22 protein-coding genes and 1 other annotated feature are annotated in these 19,049 nt (G+C 41.9%); of the genes, 21 read left to right on the plus strand and 1 reads right to left on the minus strand.

What is annotated here, in order from left to right; translation table 11 throughout:
• Positions 1-12 precede the first annotated feature (12 nt).
• Positions 13-426 carry a DUF6556 family protein gene (locus K5Q34_RS00300; protein ID WP_221864329.1) on the minus strand — a complete coding sequence of 138 codons (414 nt, stop codon included), beginning with the start codon at positions 424-426 and terminating at the stop codon, positions 13-15.
• 112 nt (positions 427-538) lie between these two features.
• On the opposite strand from K5Q34_RS00300, the gene K5Q34_RS00305 reads away from it, so the two are divergent.
• From K5Q34_RS00305 to K5Q34_RS00405, 21 genes are all read left to right on the plus strand, one after another.
• Positions 539-1,681, plus strand: a complete 1,143-nt coding sequence (locus K5Q34_RS00305; protein WP_221864330.1) for a cysteine desulfurase family protein — start codon at positions 539-541, stop codon at positions 1,679-1,681.
• 1 nt (position 1,682) lies between these two features.
• On the plus strand, positions 1,683-2,900 hold the full coding sequence (gene thiI, locus K5Q34_RS00310) for a tRNA uracil 4-sulfurtransferase ThiI (protein ID WP_172115720.1): 1,218 nt from the start codon (positions 1,683-1,685) through the stop codon (positions 2,898-2,900).
• Between the two features lie 119 nt (positions 2,901-3,019).
• Positions 3,020-4,348, plus strand: coding sequence for a branched-chain amino acid transport system II carrier protein (gene brnQ, locus K5Q34_RS00315; protein WP_398578124.1), 1,329 nt, complete (start codon positions 3,020-3,022; stop codon positions 4,346-4,348).
• A gap of 67 nt (positions 4,349-4,415) precedes the next feature.
• Positions 4,416-4,591 (plus strand) — a sequence feature (ribosomal protein L21 leader region).
• Positions 4,592-4,626: 35 nt separating this feature from the next.
• Positions 4,627-4,941 (plus strand): 50S ribosomal protein L21, encoded by a 315-nt coding sequence (rplU, locus tag K5Q34_RS00320; protein ID WP_002941330.1) that lies wholly within the window; start codon positions 4,627-4,629, stop codon positions 4,939-4,941.
• 46 nt (positions 4,942-4,987) lie between these two features.
• Positions 4,988-5,281, plus strand: coding sequence for a 50S ribosomal protein L27 (rpmA, locus tag K5Q34_RS00325; RefSeq protein ID WP_009909754.1), 294 nt, complete (start codon positions 4,988-4,990; stop codon positions 5,279-5,281).
• Between the two features lie 306 nt (positions 5,282-5,587).
• Positions 5,588-6,043 (plus strand): GNAT family N-acetyltransferase, encoded by a 456-nt coding sequence (locus tag K5Q34_RS00330; protein WP_029171825.1) that lies wholly within the window; start codon positions 5,588-5,590, stop codon positions 6,041-6,043.
• 86 nt (positions 6,044-6,129) lie between these two features.
• Entirely contained in the window at positions 6,130-7,044 is a 915-nt protein-coding gene (locus K5Q34_RS00335; protein WP_023370460.1) for a LysR family transcriptional regulator, read from the plus strand.
• The gene (gene lspA / locus K5Q34_RS00340; RefSeq protein ID WP_105136126.1) at positions 7,037-7,501 is read left to right on the plus strand and encodes a signal peptidase II; all 465 of its coding nucleotides are present in this window, start codon (positions 7,037-7,039) and stop codon (positions 7,499-7,501) included. Before K5Q34_RS00335 ends, lspA begins: the two co-directional genes overlap by 8 nt.
• Positions 7,485-8,378, plus strand: coding sequence for an RluA family pseudouridine synthase (locus K5Q34_RS00345; protein ID WP_024384445.1), 894 nt, complete (start codon positions 7,485-7,487; stop codon positions 8,376-8,378). Before lspA ends, K5Q34_RS00345 begins: the two co-directional genes overlap by 17 nt.
• An 80-nt stretch (positions 8,379-8,458) precedes the next feature.
• Positions 8,459-8,797: a zinc ribbon domain-containing protein YjdM gene (locus tag K5Q34_RS00350; protein ID WP_012775074.1), complete on the plus strand. Its 339-nt coding sequence runs from the start codon at positions 8,459-8,461 to the stop codon at positions 8,795-8,797.
• A 48-nt stretch (positions 8,798-8,845) separates the two neighbouring features.
• Positions 8,846-9,493, plus strand: coding sequence for a Pr6Pr family membrane protein (locus tag K5Q34_RS00355; protein ID WP_205028056.1), 648 nt, complete (start codon positions 8,846-8,848; stop codon positions 9,491-9,493).
• Positions 9,494-9,691: 198 nt separating this feature from the next.
• Positions 9,692-10,213 carry a bifunctional pyr operon transcriptional regulator/uracil phosphoribosyltransferase PyrR gene (gene pyrR, locus K5Q34_RS00360; RefSeq protein ID WP_011922318.1) on the plus strand — a complete coding sequence of 174 codons (522 nt, stop codon included), beginning with the start codon at positions 9,692-9,694 and terminating at the stop codon, positions 10,211-10,213.
• Between the two features lie 55 nt (positions 10,214-10,268).
• Complete coding sequence (locus K5Q34_RS00365; protein WP_014637995.1) at positions 10,269-11,192, plus strand: aspartate carbamoyltransferase catalytic subunit; 924 nt, start codon at positions 10,269-10,271, stop codon at positions 11,190-11,192.
• A gap of 497 nt (positions 11,193-11,689) precedes the next feature.
• Positions 11,690-12,769 carry a carbamoyl phosphate synthase small subunit gene (locus K5Q34_RS00370; protein WP_172115717.1) on the plus strand — a complete coding sequence of 360 codons (1,080 nt, stop codon included), beginning with the start codon at positions 11,690-11,692 and terminating at the stop codon, positions 12,767-12,769.
• A 325-nt stretch (positions 12,770-13,094) separates the two neighbouring features.
• Entirely contained in the window at positions 13,095-16,274 is a 3,180-nt protein-coding gene (gene carB / locus K5Q34_RS00375; RefSeq protein ID WP_221864331.1) for a carbamoyl-phosphate synthase large subunit, read from the plus strand.
• Between the two features lie 10 nt (positions 16,275-16,284).
• A complete protein-coding gene (locus K5Q34_RS00380; RefSeq protein ID WP_024384448.1) occupies positions 16,285-16,599 on the plus strand; it encodes a hypothetical protein in 315 nt (104 codons plus the stop codon).
• A gap of 70 nt (positions 16,600-16,669) precedes the next feature.
• Positions 16,670-17,431 (plus strand): class I SAM-dependent methyltransferase, encoded by a 762-nt coding sequence (locus K5Q34_RS00385; protein ID WP_024384449.1) that lies wholly within the window; start codon positions 16,670-16,672, stop codon positions 17,429-17,431.
• Positions 17,428-18,075, plus strand: coding sequence for a pyroglutamyl-peptidase I (gene pcp / locus K5Q34_RS00390; protein WP_029171817.1), 648 nt, complete (start codon positions 17,428-17,430; stop codon positions 18,073-18,075). Before K5Q34_RS00385 ends, pcp begins: the two co-directional genes overlap by 4 nt.
• Entirely contained in the window at positions 18,075-18,383 is a 309-nt protein-coding gene (locus K5Q34_RS00395; RefSeq protein WP_029171816.1) for a DUF4298 domain-containing protein, read from the plus strand. The genes pcp and K5Q34_RS00395 overlap by 1 nt, the downstream gene beginning before the upstream one ends.
• 124 nt (positions 18,384-18,507) lie before the next feature.
• Positions 18,508-18,780: a 30S ribosomal protein S16 gene (rpsP, locus tag K5Q34_RS00400; RefSeq protein WP_002940682.1), complete on the plus strand. Its 273-nt coding sequence runs from the start codon at positions 18,508-18,510 to the stop codon at positions 18,778-18,780.
• A gap of 21 nt (positions 18,781-18,801) precedes the next feature.
• Entirely contained in the window at positions 18,802-19,044 is a 243-nt protein-coding gene (locus tag K5Q34_RS00405) for a KH domain-containing protein (RefSeq protein WP_012028079.1), read from the plus strand.
• Positions 19,045-19,049: the final 5 nt, after the last annotated feature.

The following is a 19,049-nucleotide window of genomic DNA, read 5'->3' on the forward strand; positions in this document are numbered from 1 at the left end:
ATTATTTTTGTGCTATTGATTAGAAGTCGTTTCGGATGCCCCACTAGTTACCTCTGTATTAGTGCTGGTTTCTGTCGTTGTCTCCGAAGCTTGGGTAGTAGACGTTTCTGTAGACGAGGAAGATGCAGTAGACTCTACTGAAGAGCTTGTCTCGGTTTGGGTTGAGGATGTTGTTTCGGAGCTTGAACTTGTTGAATCTTGTACTTCTGTTAATGGATTGTCGCTTGATGATTGGCTGGGGCCAGTGACGCTGGATGATGAAATGGTAGTACTTGGAGATGTTGAGGATGTTGCAGGTTTTGCTGTAAAGCTGTAGATAGTGATGCAGGCAGTGATAATCCCTAAAATAGATCCGATAAAGGTTAAATATTTTTGAAAATTAGTTAAACCAGCCGGTTTTTTATTTGTATTCTTACGTGTATTCATGATGTACCTCCACCTTTAGTTTAAGATAGGAAGTTTAAAACTATCTTAAAGATTGCCGAAAGGCATGAAAACATGATAAAATAGGACTATTGCAATAAAAGGAATATAAAAAATGATCTATTTTGATAATGCAGCAACGACACAGGTCTATCCAGAAGTTCTCAAGACCTATACGGAAGTGGCGACAAAAATCTGGGGAAATCCCTCTAGCCTCCATAGTCTAGGCAGTCAGGCAACCCGTATTTTAGAAGCATCCCGTAAGCAAATCGCAGAATTGCTAGGCAAGGATAGCAAAGAAATCTTTTTCACCTCAGGTGGTACGGAAGGTGACAACTGGGTCATCAAGGGAGTGGCATTTGAAAAGGCACATCTGGGCAAGCACATCATCGTGTCAGCAATTGAACATCCAGCGGTAAAAGAATCAGCACTTTGGCTCAAAATGCAAGGTTTTGAGGTGGATTTGGCTCCGGTCAATGCCCAAGGTTTTGTGGATGTTTCAGCCTTAGAAAGCTTGATTCGTCCAGATACCACACTGGTTTCTATCATGGCCGTCAACAATGAAATTGGTGCCATTCAGCCCATTCAGGAAATATCTCAACTGTTAGCTGATAAGCCTACCATTTCTTTCCATGTGGATGCTGTGCAGGCTATCGGCAAGGTGCCAACGGAAGGGTATTTGACAGACCGAGTTGATTTCGCCAGTTTTTCAGGTCACAAATTCCACTCTGTCAGAGGAGTAGGTTTCGTCTATGTCAAAGCTGGCAAGAAAATCGCTCCGCTATTGACAGGAGGAGGACAGGAAAGCGACAAACGCTCAACAACGGAAAATGTGGCTGGTATTGCTGCGACGGCTAAAGCACTCCGCTTGACTTTGGATAAGGCAGCAGATAGCCAGAAGCGACTGGCAGCCATGAAGCAGATCCTTGTGGATGAATTGGGCAAATATGCCGATGTGACAGTCTTTTCTGGGCTAGAGGACTTTGTGCCAAGCATTGTGACATTTGGGATTAAGAATATTCGAGGCGAAGTCATTGTCCACGCCTTTGAAGATCACCAGATTTACATTTCGACCACCTCAGCCTGCTCATCCAAGGCTGGAAAACCAGCTGGAACACTGATTGCTATGGGTGTTCCGCAGAAGTTGGCTCAAACTGCCGTCCGTATCAGCTTGGATGATGACAACGATATGGGGCAAATTGAACAATTCCTCACGATTTTCAAACAAATTTATCAAAATACACAGAAAGTAAGGTAGAATGAACTATTCAGAAATTATGATTCGCTATGGCGAATTGTCAACTAAAGGGAAAAACAAGATGCGGTTTGTTAACAAACTCCGCAATAATATCAAGTATGTCCTTTCTGTTTACCCAGAAGTGACGGTTTATTTTGACCGTGACCGTGGTCATGTCTATTTGAACGGGGCAGATTATCAGGAAGTCTCAGCTTCTTTGAAGAAGATTTTTGGTATCCAAAATTTTGCACCGTCTTATAAGATTGAAAAGTCTGTTCCAGCCTTGAAAGAGGCGGTTGTGGAGATTATGCAGTCTATTTACAAAGAAGGGATGAGTTTCAAGATTGCGGCACGTCGTAGCGACCACAGTTTTGAATTGGATAGTCGTGACCTCAACCAAGTCCTTGGAGATGCGGTTTTCACAGCCATTCCAAATGTGCAAGTGCAAATGAAGTCACCAGATATTACCTTGCGAGTGGAGATTCGTCCTGACGCTGCTTATATTTCCCATGAAGAAATCAAGGGGGCAGGCGGTCTTCCAGTTGGTACATCTGGCAAGGGTACGCTCATGCTATCAGGTGGTATTGATTCGCCTGTTGCGGGCTATTTAGCACTTAAACGTGGGGTTGAAATCGAAGCTCTGCACTTTGCAAGTCCGCCTTATACTAGCCCAGGTGCACTTAAAAAGGCCCATGATTTGACTCGTAAATTGACTGCCTTTTGTGGTAATATCACCTTTATCGAAGTGCCGTTTACAGAAATTCAGGAAGAAATCAAGGAAAAGGCACCTGAAGCTTATTTGATGACCTTGACACGTCGCTTCATGATGCGGATTACAGACCGAGTACGGGAAGAGCGTGGTGCCATGGTTATTATTAATGGTGAAAGTCTAGGACAAGTGGCCAGTCAGACCTTGGAATCCATGCAGGCTATCAATGCGGTGACAAATACACCTGTTATCCGTCCAGTCGTTACCATGGACAAGTTGGAAATCATTGATATTGCTCAAGAAATTGATACATTTGACATTTCCATCCAGCCATTTGAGGATTGCTGTACCATCTTTGCCCCTGACCGTCCAAAAACCAACCCTAAAATTAAAAATGTCGAGCAGTACGAAGCCCGTATGGATGTAGAAGGCTTGGTAGAACGTGCTGTGGCTGGGATTATCGTAACTGAAATCACACCGAAAGAGGAAGTGAAAGACGAAGTGGATAGTTTGATTGAGGACTTACTGTAGCCTACAATTATTTCGACATACATGTAAATCCAGTTATTGCTGGGTTTTTTAATACGAATCGTTCGGAAAAATCGGATTTGTATGATATAATAAGACTTCAGAAAAAATACAAAGGAGTTATTATGAAAAAAGGTGCGCTAACAGGTTTACTCCTGTTTGGTATGTTTTTTGGTGCAGGAAACTTGATTTTCCCACCTGCACTTGGTGTCTTATCTGGTGAGAATTTCTGGCCAGCTATTTTAGGATTTGTCGTATCGGGTGTCGGTATTGCTGTCGTTGCCTTGATCGTCGGTACCTTAAACCCAAAAGGTTATGTACATGAGATTTCTCGTAAGATTTCGCCTGCATTTGCGACTGTTTATCTTGTTGCCTTGTATTTGGCAATCGGTCCTTTCTTTGCCATTCCGCGTACAGCAACAACGTCCTTTGAAATTGGTATTGCACCCTTGTTGGGCGATGCGAATCTGGGTATCTGGTTGTTTGGCTTTACAGCTCTTTACTTTGTGGCAGCTTATTTGATTGCCCTCAATCCATCTCAAATCTTAAACAGTATCGGACGTATTTTAACCCCTGTTTTTGCCATTTTGATTGTGATTTTAGTGGTGCTAGCTATTGTTAAATATGGTTCTACAAATCCACTTCCTGCAGCCGATGCTTACTCAGCAGGACAGGCATTTGGTACAGGATTTATTGAAGGATACAACACCCTTGATGCCCTTGCCTCAATTGCCTTTAGTGTTGTAGCAGTGAATACCTTAAAACAACTTGGTTTCTCCAGCAAGAAGGAATATGTTTCAACCATCTGGTCTGTTGGTTTTGTTGTAGCCTTAGCTTTCTCAGCACTATATGTCGGTTTGGCTTTCCTAGGTAATCATTTCCCAGTTCCTGCTGATGTTTTGGCTTCCGATACCAACAAGGGTGTTTACATTCTTTCGCAAGCAACACAGGCTATTTTTGGGCCAGGTGCACAAATTTTCTTAGCTGCCATGGTTATCGTTACTTGCTTTACGACAACGGCTGGCTTGATTGTTTCTTCAGGTGAATTTTTCGCTGAGCGTTTCCCACGTTTTAGCTACAAAGTGTATGCGACAATCTTTACTTTGATTGGTTTTGGTATTGCTAACCTCGGTTTGAACAATATCATCACTTTCTCAGTTCCAGTTCTTTTGGTTCTCTATCCAATTACTATCTGTATTGTCTTGATTACCATTGTTAACAAATTTGTACCGCTTTCCACTTATGGTATGCAATTAACTGTGGGAGTAGTGACAGCTTTGTCATTGGTAGAAGTGTTAGCAGGACAATTCAACTGGACTGCTGTTTTAAAAATCATCTCAGCTCTGCCATTGGCTGGACAATCATTAGCATGGTTATTACCAGCTCTTGTCGGAATCGTCCTCTCACTGTTCTTGCCAAACAAGCAGGAGAGCGAAGTTTTCGAAATGTAAGAAAAGCGATACAAAACACTTGCATTTGCAGGTGTTTTTGTTATAATAGGACTGTTGACTATGCACACATCCTGTGCAACCGCACGAATGCCGTTGCTCTGCAAAAATTAAGCTCAAACGTCGTTGACTTAACTTGGTGAACCTAAGTTCTACCTGCGTCCGCGTCGCCTAGTCTGAACTTAATTTTTATTGAGCAATATAAAGTGGTTCGTCCCACGGTACTAGGCGAGTCTTCACATTAAATTCGGGCAAGGCCCAAAAATCATAGGAGGTGCATAATGAGCACATATGCAATCATTAAAACTGGCGGCAAACAAGTTAAAGTTGAAGTCGGTCAAGCTATCTACGTTGAAAAATTGAACGTTGAAGCAGGTCAAGAAGTTACTTTCGAAGAAGTAGTTCTTGTTGGTGGTGAGAAAACTGTTGTGGGTACTCCACTTGTAGCAGGCGCTACTGTTGTTGGTACTGTTGAAAAACAAGGTAAACAGAAAAAAGTTGTTACCTTCAAGTACAAACCTAAAAAAGGTAGCCACCGCAAACAAGGTCACCGTCAACCTTACACAAAAGTTGTTATCAACGCTATCAACGCTTAATCGCGTAGCTTGAAGCAATCATTACAGAAATTCGGAGGAATAACATATGTTAAACTTGAATCTTGCTAACTTGCAATTTATGGCCCACAAAAAAGGTGGAGGTTCAACGTCAAACGGTCGTGACTCACAAGCAAAACGCCTTGGTGCGAAAGCTGCTGACGGCCAAACTGTATCAGGTGGTTCAATCCTTTACCGCCAACGTGGTACAAAAATCTACCCAGGAGCTAACGTAGGTCGTGGTGGAGATGACACTCTTTACGCTAAAGTAGAAGGCGTTGTACGCTTCGAACGTAAAGGTCGCGATAAGAAACAAGTATCTGTTTACCCAATCGCAAAATAAGTCTGAAAATGGCTTAACAATAGGCTTTCCGAGATTTCGGAAGGCCTGTTTTTTGTTTTAATCTCCATTTTTCATTTACCAAGGGTTTGATGTGAAATGATCAAGCACTGGTAGTTATATAAAAAGTTATTAGTTGAAAATGAACATGTGAATATAGGTTGACTGACACGAGTAATATATGGTAGTATTACCATACAATAGAATGAAGGGAGGCGATTCAAATGAAAGCAATAGTAAGATATGTCAAAAAACAAGGAATCAAGAGTAAGGAGGTTAAGGCAATTTAACCTCCGAAAGGAGAAAATAATGCAAATTGTAGCAATAAGAGATTCAGTTGAAAAAGCTGATATTATAAAAATGGTATTGGCAGATTTACCTGAGTGGTTTGGCTTACCTGAAAGCACTAAAGAATATATTCAAGATGGGAGTTTGCTGCCATTATGGGCGGCATTTGACGAAGATGAGCCAGTAGGATTCGTAACCTTAACGTGCACCTCTGACGATTGTGGGGAAGTTCACTGTATGGGTGTTAAAAAATCTCATCATCGAAAAGGACTGGGTCGAGCGTTGATGCAAGCATTGGAAGGAGAGGCGAGAAAATCATATGCCTATCTACAAGTAAAAACGGTTGACCAAGGGCACTATGAAACATACGACAAGACCATTGCTTTTTATCATTCTTGTGGTTTTGCTAAGTTAGAAGTTTTTCCAAACTTGTGGGACGAATGGAATCCCTGTCTTATCATGATTAAAAAGTTATAATCACTTACCACTAGCAATTTTGCTGGTGGTTTTATTATGTGGTATAATAGAAAGATAGGAAATTGGAATGAAGAAAGGACGAGTCGATGAATATTCAACAATTGCGCTATGTGGTGGCGATTGCCAATAGCGGGACTTTTCGTGAGGCAGCAGAGAAAATGTACGTTTCCCAGCCTAGTTTGTCTATTTCCATTCGTGATTTGGAAAAAGAGTTAGGTTTTCAAATTTTTAGCCGAACTAGTTCAGGAACTTTTTTGACACAAAAAGGGATGGAATTCTATGAGAAAGCTCAGGCTTTAGTTAAGGGATTTGATCAGTTTGAGCATCTCTATTTGCAACCTGAGGAAGGTGAGAAGACTTTTTCAATTTCAAGTCAGCATTATGATTTTCTTCCTCCATTGATTACGGAGTTCTCTCGTAGCCACCCGCAGTACCCTCATTTTCGCATTTTTGAATCGACTACAGTACAGATCTTAGATGAGGTTGCTCAAGGTTATAGCGAGCTTGGTATTATTTATTTGAACGAGAGAAATACAAAAGGAATCATGCAGAAATTGGATAAACTTCACTTGCAAGCTGTAGATTTGTCTGCATTTCAGACTCATATCTACCTTCGTGAAGATCATCCTTTGACAAAGAAAGCTGAGATTGAGCCAGCAGATTTGGTAGGTCTACCTACCGTACGGTTCACTCAAGAAAAAGAGGCTTATCTTTATTATTCCGAGAACTTGATTGATACGTCGGATTCCTCGGTTGTGTTTGATGTGACAGACCGTGCTACTTTGAATGGAATTTTGGAGCGTACGGATGCCTATGCAACTGGTTCGGGCTATCTTGATGATGAGAGTGTCAATGGCATTACAGTAATTCCTCTCAAAGGAAAGGTAGACAATCGCATGGTCTACGTTAAACGAGCCAATGATGAACTTAGTTCTTGTGCCAAAGACTTTATTGAAACCATGCAGGCATATTTTGATAAGAAGAAGGATGAAAATGCGTAAAATTGGATTTCCATTTTTGATGGTAGTATTAATTGGTCTGGACCAGCTTGTAAAAGCTTGGACAGTTGCTAATGTTGAATTAGATACGGTAACGGAATTTATACCAGGATTGATGAGCTTAGCTTATCTAAGAAATTATGGTGCGGCCTGGTCGATTTTACAAAATCAGCAGTGGTTTTTCACGATAATGACAATTGTTGCCGTGACAGGCCTAGTGTGGTACTATATCAAACAGATCAAGGGCAATATCTGGACTCTATTCAGTCTGTCTTTGATGATTGCCGGTGCTCTTGGGAATTTTATTGATCGTCTTAGATTGGGATATGTGGTGGACATGTTTCACTTGGATTTTATTAGTTTCCCTGTATTTAATGTAGCAGATATTTGTCTGACAGTTGGTGTAGGTATTTTATTTATTTGTATTATGAAAGAAGAGAGTAATGGAAGTAAGAGTTGAGGTTGGTGGCATTCGTTTGGATAAGGCATTGTCGGATTTGACGGATTTGTCTCGTTCGGTTGCAAATGAGCAGATTAAGGCTGGTCAGGTTTTGGTCAATGGACAGCCTAAAAAAGCTAAATATAGTGTACAGGTTGGGGATGTCCTAACCTATCAAATTCCAGAAGTAGAAGAAATCGACTATGTTGCTGAGGATATTCCTTTAGAGATTGTCTTTCAGGACGAGGATGTTGCTGTTGTAAATAAACCTCAAGGGATGGTCGTTCATCCGTCGGCTGGTCACACGTCTGGAACGCTAGTTAATGCTCTCCTTTATCACGTAAAAGATTTGTCAGGCATCAATGGTGTCTTGCGACCAGGAATTGTTCATCGGATTGATAAGGATACTTCTGGCCTGCTCATGGTTGCTAAAAACGATGAAGCACATACAAAGCTTGCTGCTGAATTGAAAGATAAGAAATCCCTTCGTAAGTATTGGGCCATTGTACACGGCAATCTACCAAACGATCGCGGAGTAATTGAGGCACCGATTGGTCGTTCTGAAAAAGACCGTAAGAAACAAGCGGTGACTGCCAAAGGGAAAGAAGCTGTGACACGTTTTCAGGTTCTGGAGCGTTTTGGTGACTACACTTTGGTGGAATTGACCTTGGAAACAGGACGAACTCACCAAATTCGTGTCCACATGGCTTATATTGGCCATCCGGTTGCGGGGGATGAGGCTTACGGCCCAAGAAAAACACTAAAAGGGCATGGCCAATTTCTTCATGCCAGAACGCTTGGATTTACCCATCCGAGAACTGGCGAGGTTGTTGAATTTACGGCAGAAGCGCCAGCTATTTTTCAGGAGACACTTGAAAAACTGCGCAAGGCTGAATAATAGTATGAAAACCTTATCATCTTGCCCATTTTTTCAACAAATGCTATACTAGAACATGAAAAATGTTAAGGAGAGTAAGAATGGAAACTTTACCAAATTGTCCAAAATGTAATTCTGAATATGTCTATGAAGACGGTGCCCTCTTGGTTTGCCCTGAGTGTGCTTACGAGTGGAACCCAGCAGATGTAGCTGAGGAAGAAAGTGGACCTGTTGCAATTGATGCTAACGGTAATCGTTTGGCAGACGGCGATACTGTGACGCTTATTAAAGATTTGAAAGTGAAAGGTGCGCCTAAGGACCTTAAACAAGGTACACGTGTTAAAGGCATCCGTATCGTTGAAGGCGATCACAATATTGATTGTAAAATCGATGGTTTCGGTGCCATGAAGTTGAAGTCAGAATTCGTTAAGAAAATCTAATAAAAAGGACTGGTCAATCCAGTCTTTTGTCGTTTTTGAAAGGATATTATGAAACATCAAAGTATTTTGTTTTACAGTAGATGCCTGTTAGCCATTTTAGCCATCACAGGTACCGCCTTAGAAATCATTAAATATGGTATCGGGATGCTCATGTATTATACGGTGCAATCTAATTTATTAGTATCTCTGTTTGCTGTCTATATGGTCTATGCCATGAGTAAAAGTGTGGATTTACAGACGTCACGTTTTCTTCGGATAAAGGCTGCTGTAACCATGTCTATCATGATTACTTGTGTAGTCTATCACTTTATGTTGGCCCCTTTGGCAGACGATTTCTGGCGACTTGAAAATCTACTCTGCCATTATATTGTTCCCCTATATTTTTTGTTAGATACCCTAATAGTAGATCGTCAGCAACAGTACAAGTGGTTTGACCCGATTTGGTGGACGCTTTTGCCTGTTCTCTACATGATTTTTGGTCTAGTGAATGGTCTTTTCATAAAAATTCCAATCCCAGATGCTAAGGACAGTCCTTTTGCTTATTTCTTTCTCAATGTCCCTAAGTATGGTTGGACTTATGTTTTGACTTATGCTGGAGTCATCTTTGTCGCCTATCTAGTCTGTGGTTTTCTGTTGGCGGGACTTAAATCCATAAAACTTAAGACTTCATTGTCTTTTGGAAAAAATTCTCAGTAAAATCCGATAATTTCTATATTTTTTCAGAAAAAAATTGTCAAGGCTGAGATTTTATGCTATACTCTGCTTAATAAATCCTTTAAAACCTGTCCAGAGAGGCAGACAAGGAGTCGGATGTTAAGCAGGTTGGTTCTAACTAGCCTATATTTTCATAGTCTCCTTGTATAAGGAGACTTTTTCTATACTTTTGGAGGTCTTATGAAGACAAAAGAAATCGTTGACGATATGACTATGAAACGGGCGATCACCCGCATCACTTATGAAATTATCGAACGGAATAAGAATTTGGATAATATTGTCCTTGCAGGGATTAAAACACGGGGTGTTTTCATTGCAAAGAGGATTCAGGAGAGGCTTAAGCAATTAGAGGGTATCGACGTTCCGTTGGGAGAGTTGGATACCAAGCCGTTTCGAGATGACATGAAGGTAGAAGATGATACGACAAATATGACTGCCAATGTCAACGATCGTGATGTTATATTAGTAGATGATGTGCTTTATACAGGACGAACTATTCGTGCTGCTATTGACAACATAGTGTCCTTGGGCCGTCCAGCTCGTGTTAGTTTAGCGGTACTTGTGGATCGTGGACACAGGGAGTTGCCTATTCGAGCAGATTATGTTGGGAAGAATATTCCAACTAGTCGTTCTGAAGAAATCATTGTGCACATGGCTGAAATCGATGGTCAAGACGCTGTCCTTCTGGTTGAAGGTGCATAGTCGCTTCGTTTACAAATTATCATTCTACATCTAGATCATAAAGGTAGGTATCATCATGACAATTACAAATGGTAAAGTTTCACTCAAACACTTGGTTACAATGGAGACCCTCTCAAATGAAGAAGTATTAGGACTCATTCAACGTGGTATTGCTTTTAAACGCGGTGAAAAGGTAGAGTTGGATCGGAAGTACTATGCTTCTAACCTTTTCTTTGAGGATTCAACTCGGACGCATAAGTCTTTTGAAATGGCAGAGCTTCGTTTGGATATGGGAATGATTGACTTTGATGCTCGTACCAGCTCAGTCAATAAGGGTGAAACCTTGTATGATACCATTTTGACCATGTCGGCACTTGGGGTAGACATTTGCGTGATTCGTCACTCGGAAGTGGATTATTACAAGCAATTGATTGATAGTCCTACCATCCAGACTTCAATTGTCAATGGTGGTGATGGTTCAGGGCAGCACCCAAGCCAATCCCTACTTGATTTGATGACTATTTATGAAGAATTTGGAACTTTTGAAGGCTTGAAGATTGCCATTGCAGGTGATATCACACACTCACGGGTTGCTAAGTCCAATATGCAAATTTTGAAACGTCTGGGAGCTGAGATTTTCTTTGCTGGACCGGAGGAATGGTACGCAGAGGAATTTGATGTCTATGGTCAGCATTTGAATATTGATGATATTGTGGAAACGGTAGATGTACTGATGTTGCTCCGTGTGCAACACGAACGACATGATGGTGATGGTGGATTCTCTAAAGAAACTTATAACCGTTTGCATGGTTTAACAGAGGAGCGCTACAAACGCTTGAAAGATACTGCAATTGTTATGCATCCAGCTCCTGTAAACCGTGATGTAGAAATTGATGACCAATTGGTAGAGGCGCCAAAATCACGTATTGTCCGTCAAATGCAAAATGGTGTCTTTGTTCGGATGGCGATTTTGGAAGCAATTGTCAATGGCAAGGCTTAAACTTATCTTATTCAATGTCGCTCAGAGAGGCGACGAATAGAAAGGCAAGGGACAGGTCAGTGGTTGCAAGCAACTCATTTCCCTACGCCTGGGAGTGGGAAAGAACTCGAAAAGTAAAAAAGAGTTCGTCTTCCCACCCCCGCACAGTTGATTAGGTTAAATTTGGAGTATAGAATACGAACAAATTTACCAATCAACCACTGCGCTGAGATGTTGACACCTGCTCTTAGAAATGGTGATATACTTTAAGGCTATCCCTTGCACTAGTTTGTACAGTCAATTATTATCGAATTGACTGTACAAACGTTGGACTATTATTTAATTCTATCCGGAGAGATAGAAAATAGAAAGGAGAGTGGGTGCTCTGTTGCTCGGATTTGTAACTGAATTCGGGCTACGGACTGGGTCAAAAAGATAGTTTTTCCTCGAACGCAAGCGTTCTTGGTCAAACTCCTATTTTGACTATGTCCGCTTAACGCCCTTAATATCTTATTATTATGTCAAAAAGACGTTTGATTTTAGAGGATGGCACTATTTTTGAAGGGGAGGCCTTCGGTGCTGATATTGATGTGACTGGTGAGTTGGTTTTCTCAACTGGGATGACAGGTTATCAGGAATCTATCACGGACCAGTCTTATAATGGTCAGATTTTAACCTTTACCTATCCCTTGGTAGGAAATTACGGGATTAACCGTGATGATTACGAGTCAATCAAGCCGACTTGTAAGGGAGTGGTTGTCAGTGAGTGGGCTCGTCGGGCAAGTAACTGGCGTAACCAGATGACTTTGGATGAATTTTTAAAGGCTAAGAAAATTCCAGCAATTTCTGGAATTGACACACGCGCCCTAACTAAAATTATTCGTCAGCACGGTGCCATGAAGGCGACTCTTGCAAATGTCGGTGATTCTGTTGAGCATTTGACAGACCAGTTGAGAGCGACTGTTTTGCCAACCAACAACATCCAGCAAGTATCGACTAAAACAGCCTATCCTGCACCTGGAGTTGGACGCAGTGTCGTTCTGGTTGATTTTGGATTGAAACATTCTATTCTTAGAGAGTTAGCCAAGCGTGATTGCAATGTGACAGTTGTCCCTTATGATACGACTGCTGAAGAAATTCTTGCCCTCTATCCTGATGGTGTCATGCTATCAAACGGCCCAGGAAATCCAGATGATGTCCCAGAAGCGCTAGAAATGATTCGTGGGATTCTTGGGAAAATTCCAATTTTTGGTATCTGTATGGGGCACCAACTCTTTGCTAAAGCAAATGGGGCAACGACTTATAAAATGAAGTTTGGTCATCGTGGTTTCAACCATGCTGTTCGTGAAATTGCGACAGGTCGAGTGGACTTTACCAGTCAGAACCATGGTTATGCAGTGGCTCGTGAAGATTTACCTGAATGTTTAATGATTACCCACGAGGAAATCAATGACAAATCGGTAGAAGGGGTACGCCACAAGTACCATCCAGGTTTCTCTGTTCAATTCCACCCAGATGCTGCACCTGGTCCACATGATGCCAGCTATTTGTTTGATGAATTTATGGAATTGATGGATTCGTTTAAAAAAGGGCAGTAAGGTCTAACTACTATCGAACTAAACCTTACTGCGTCGGTCTATTATTTAATTCTATCCGGAGAGATAGAAAATAGAAAGGCAAGGGACAGGTCAATGGTTGCAAGCAACTCATTTCCCTACGCCTGCCTCTATAGAGGTCAGGCTATCCCTTGCACTAGCTCGAAAATGGATTAATGTCGAATCCATTTTCTCACGTCGGAGAATTATTTAATTCTATCCGGAGAGATAGAAAATAGAAAGGAGTAGGGTGTTCTGTTGCTCGGATTTTGTAATTGAATTCGGGCTACGGACTGTGTCCGCTTAACGCCCTTAATATCTTAAAATTATGCCAAAACGTACGGATATTAAGAAAATTATGGTGATTGGGTCTGGTCCGATTATTATCGGTCAGGCTGCGGAGTTTGATTATGCTGGGACTCAGGCTTGTTTGGCTTTGAAGGAAGAAGGCTATAGTGTTGTCTTGGTCAATTCAAACCCTGCAACCATCATGACAGACAAGGAAATTGCGGACAAGGTCTATATTGAACCGATTACACTTGAATTTGTCACACGGATTTTACGGAAGGAGCGTCCAGATGCTCTCTTGCCAACTCTTGGTGGTCAGACTGGTCTCAACATGGCCATGGAATTGTCTAAGGCTGGTATTTTAGATGAGCTTGGAGTTGAGCTGTTGGGAACCAAACTGTCTGCAATTGATCAGGCAGAGGACCGCGACCTCTTCAAACAACTCATGGAAGACCTCAATCAGCCTATTCCTGAGTCAACGATTGTGACAACAGTTGAAGAGGCTTTGGAATTTGCTACTGAAATTGGCTATCCTGTCATTGTTCGACCAGCCTTCACGCTAGGTGGTACTGGCGGTGGTATGTGTGCCAATGAAGAAGAACTGCGTGAAATAGCGGAAAATGGTCTGAAACTATCACCGGTGACCCAGTGTTTGATCGAACGTTCCATTGCTGGTTTCAAAGAAATTGAATACGAAGTGATGCGGGATGCGGCTGACAATGCCTTGGTCGTATGTAACATGGAAAACTTTGACCCTGTGGGAATTCATACAGGAGATTCTATCGTATTTGCCCCAACGCAGACGCTCTCTGATATTGAAAACCAGATGCTGCGTGATGCCAGTCTCAGCATCATCCGTGCCTTGAAAATCGAAGGCGGTTGTAATGTGCAGTTGGCACTGGACCCACATAGTTTCAAATATTATGTCATTGAAGTAAACCCACGTGTATCCCGTTCCTCTGCCTTGGCATCCAAAGCGACAGGTTATCCGATTGCCAAATTGGCAGCAAAAATTGCGGTTGGCTTGACCTTGGATGAAATGGTGAACCCTGTTACAGGAACAACCTACGCCATGTTTGAGCCTGCTCTTGACTACGTTGTGGCAAAAATTCCACGTTTCCCATTTGATAAGTTTGAAAAAGGGGAACGCCGCCTTGGAACGCAGATGAAGGCAACTGGTGAGGTCATGGCCATTGGTCGCAATATCGAAGAAAGTCTGCTCAAGGCCTGCCGTTCTTTGGAAATCGGAGTCTATCACAATGAAATGCCCGAACTCAGCCAAGTGACAGATGATCAATTGGTTGAAAAGATTGTCAAGGCACAGGATGATCGTCTATTCTATCTTTCGGAAGCCCTTCGACGTGGCTATACAGTAGAAGAACTGGCTCAGTTGACGAAGATTGATCTTTTCTTCCTTGATAAACTGCTTCATATCTTAGAAATCGAGCAGGAATTGGCAACGAATTTTGATAATATTGATTTATTGAAAAAAGCTAAGAAATACGGTTTTGCAGACCGCAAGATTGCGGAACTCTGGGGACGGACAGAATCCTACATTCGTCAACTGCGGACAGAGCACAAGATTGTCCCTGTTTATAAGATGGTAGATACTTGTGCGGCCGAGTTCGAAAGTTCAACGCCATATTTCTACTCAACTTATGAGTGGGAAAATGAGTCCATCCGTTCGGAAAAAGAATCTGTTTTGGTGTTGGGTTCTGGACCAATTCGTATCGGACAGGGTGTGGAGTTTGACTATGCGACGGTGCATTCGGTTAAGGCCATTCAGGCGGCTGGCTACGAAGCTATCATTATGAACTCGAACCCGGAAACAGTGTCAACTGACTTTTCAGTTTCGGACAAGCTTTACTTCGAGCCGTTGACCTTGGAAGATGTCTTGAATGTGATTGACCTTGAGAAACCCAAAGGGGTTATCGTTCAGTTCGGTGGTCAGACAGCTATCAACTTGGCAGAGCCATTGGCAAAAGCAGGTATTCCAATCTTGGGTACGCAAGTAGCGGATTTGGATAGAGCTGAAGACAGGGATGTATTTGAAAAAGCCCTGAAAGACCTTGGAATTCCACAGCCACCAGGCCAAACCGCAACCAACGAAGAGGAAGCTCTAGAGGCGGCCCGCAAGATTGGTTTCCCAGTACTTGTTCGTCCCTCATATGTCTTGGGCGGTCGTGCTATGGAGATTGTCGAAAATGAAGAGGACTTACGTTCTTATATGAGAACGGCGGTCAAGGCTTCACCAGAGCACCCAGTTTTGGTGGATTCGTATATCGTCGGTCGTGAGTGTGAAGTGGATGCCATTTCAGACGGTAAGGATGTCTTGATTCCAGGTATTATGGAACATATCGAACGCGCAGGGGTTCACTCAGGTGACTCGATGGCTGTTTATCCGCCACAAACCCTGTCTAAAGAGGTACAGGCGACCATTGCAGACTACACCAAACGCTTGGCAATCGGTCTCAACTGTATCGGTATGATGAATATCCAGTTTGTTATCAAGGATGAAACGGTATATGTGATTGAGGTCAATCCTCGTGCTAGTCGTACGGTTCCATTCTTGTCCAAAGTCACAGACATTCCAATGGCCCAGGTTGCAACCAAATTGATTTTGGGACAAAGCCTTGCGGAACTGGGTTACCAAGATGGTCTTTATCCTGAGAGCAATCAGGTGCACGTTAAAGCACCAGTATTCTCATTTACAAAATTGGCTAAAGTTGACAGTTTGTTAGGACCAGAGATGAAGTCTACAGGTGAGATTATGGGGTCTGATACAACTCTCGAAAAAGCACTTTATAAGGCTTTTGAAGCAAGTTATCAGCATTTGGAAGATTTTGGCACTATCGTCTTTACAGTTGCGGATGAGGACAAGGAGGAGGCCTTCCGTCTAGCGGAAAGATACCGTGAAATTGGTTTTATTATTGCGGCTACAAGCGGTACGGCAACTGCCTTTCAAGCTAAGGGCTTAGACTGTCTGCCTGTTGGGAAAATCAGTGGAGACCAAAGAGAGTCGATTCCTCAGCTGGTCCGTAAAGGAAAAGTGCAAGCCATTGTCAATACAGTAGGCAAAAAGCGTGTGGCAGACGAGGATGGAGAGGTTATTCGTGCATCTGCTATCGAAGCAGGGATTCCGCTTTTTACAGCCTTAGATACTGCTGCGGCTATGTTGGCTGTACTAGAAAGTCGTAGTTTTTCGACGCGAGCAATTTAGGAGATAAAAAATGAAGGTTCATTTAGTGGATGAGTTTGGGAATGTAAAGGAAGTGAAGGCTGGTTTTTCATGGACAACCTTTTTCTTCAAGTTTTTTGTACCGCTGATTCGAGGTGATTTAAAATGGTTTGCGATTATTTTGGTAGCATTCTTATTTGCCTTGTTAATTGAGCGTCGCTTCGATATTCCTTTTATTAATACTGGCTTTGGGATTTTGTGGGGCTATCTCTACAATCGAATCTATATCAAGGAAGCCTTGGCAAAAGGATGGCGTCCGGTTAGTGAAGCTGATCAGGAAGCCATTCGCCAATTTCTACAATCCTAAGTCTTGATTCACAAAGAGATTTAAGTGTGACTTCGTAAGAAGTCACGCTTTTTCTGTTATAATATTTAATATGAAAGTAATCGTAACAACAAGTTTGGGAATGGATGGGCACTTGGTTCAGAAGGCCAAACGGCTAGCTGAAGATTTAGGGATTGTTTACTGTGAGCGGCGGAAGCAAGCCGTGAAGGTCTTACTCAAGCAGGCTGATGCGGTTTTGGTGGTTTATAAGGATCGATTGGTTTTTGAGCAAAAAGAAGGAAGAAAACTCTTTTTCCACCCAGATACTGCCATGTTGCGGATTAAGTCTGGAAGAGATCCGCTTTTAGGATTGCTTGGAAAAGAAAAACAATCAATAATAGACTGTACTATGGGCTTGGGATCTGATAGCATAGTGTTAGCGAGTGCTGGTCATCGGGTGACAGCCTTGGAAAGTTCTAAGCTAGTGCACTTTATTGTGAGTCGGGGTTTACAGGATTTTGATAGTGGGCTGCAAGAGGTCAATCGAGCCATGAAATCTATCCAGACAATTTGGACAGATAGTTTGACTTATTTGAAAGAGCAAATAGATAAGTCTGTTGATGTCATTTACTTTGATCCCATGTTTTCAGAAGAAATCAAGGAATCACAAAATCTTTCTGGCTTGTCTGGTTTGGCTGACAGAAGCCGTTTAACGGAGGAAATTGTATCTGAGGCTAAACGAGTAGCTAGGAAGAAATTGATTATAAAGGCTCATTTTCGAGATCAGGTCTTTGAAGAATTTGGCTTTAAACGTCATGTCAGACCTAATCAAAAATTTCACTACGGAGAAATTATTTTGGAGGAGGAAGTATGAAAATCATCGTAACAGGCTTTGATCCCTTTGGTGGCGAGCCTATTAACCCAGCCTTGGAAACAATCAAATCTCTACCTAAGACCATTGCTGGTGCAGAGATTATTCTTGTAGAGATTCCGACTGTTTTTGACAAGGCTGCGGATGTTTTAGAGGAGAAAATGGCAGAACATTTACCTGATGCGGTACTATGTATTGGTCAGGCTGGTGGGCGAGTTGATTTAACTCCTGAGCGTATAGCCATTAACCAAGATGATGCACGCATTCCAGACAATGAAGGGCAACAGCCGATTGATAGAACGATTCGAGAAGATGGTCAGCCTGCTTATTTCTCCACCTTACCCATCAAAGCAATGGTTGAAGCTATTCATAAGATTGGGCTTCCAGCTTCTGTTTCTAATACTGCTGGGACCTTTGTCTGCAACCATCTCATGTATCAAGCTCTTTACTTGGCGGAGAAACAATTTCCAAAGACTAAGGCCGGTTTTCTCCATATTCCCTTCTTGCCAGAGCAGGTTGTCGACAAGCCAGGACTGGCTTCCATGTCTTTGAACGATATTGTAAGAGGAGTTGAAGTAGCCATAGGAGCAATCGTTGAATATAGGGATAAAGCGGATATAAAAAAGGGTGGTGGTAGTACACACTAATGAAAAATATTATGGAAGCAAGAAAACGTGTAGAGGAAATGGAAAAAATATTTAACAGGCATCTAGAGCTGAACAAGTCCCTTTCCGATAGTGTGACTCAACTCAATCAGGAACAATCGACTTATTTACAGTTATTAGATTATTACCAGAGCCAGATCTATATGGAAGATCTTGATTTATCTAATAAGGGGGATTTCAATGGTATTCCTTGCGGAGTATTGAGTGAAGATGGAGTCTATAATTTACTGTTTGACCGTATAAATCTAGCAAGTCAACTGAGAGAACTAGCAGATATGCTCGAGCAATAAATTTTTTTAAAACCTGTCAAGTTTTTTTCTTGACACCCTGTTAAAGTGTGGTATAATAGAACATGTGCTAAATAGCTCTGCTATTTCACCGAATAAAAATACAAAGAAAAGAGAACATTTAAAAATGGCAGTAAAAATCCGTTTGACTCGTATGGGTTCTAAAAAGAAACCTTTCTACCGTATCAACGTTGCAGACTCACGTGCACCACGTGATGGTCGTTTCATCGAAACTGTTGGTACTTACAACCCACTTTTGGCTGAAAACTCAGTAACTCTTAAAGAAGAGCGTGTACTTGAGTGGTTGGCAAAAGGTGCTCAACCATCTGATACAGTTCGTAGCCTTCTTTCAAACGCTGGCGTATTGAAGAAATTCCACGAACAAAAATTCTCTAAGTAAGAACAGTAAGCGAGAACACTTATGGACATGATTGAAAATCTCATTATTGCGATTGTGAAACCTTTGATTTCACAGCCTGATAGCTTGACAATAAAAATTGTTGATACACCTGAATTCTTGGAATATCATTTGGATTTGGATCAATCTGATATTGGACGTATCATTGGTAGAAAAGGACGCACAATTTCTGCAATCAGAACGATTGTCTATTCTGTTCCAACAAGTGATAAAAAAGTTCGTTTAGTGATCGACGAGAAAGAATAGAAAGT

Origin of the sequence: Streptococcus sp. 2018110, assembly GCF_019754115.1 — a bacterium.
In the GTDB taxonomy this organism is placed as follows: domain Bacteria; phylum Bacillota; class Bacilli; order Lactobacillales; family Streptococcaceae; genus Streptococcus; species Streptococcus hashimotonensis.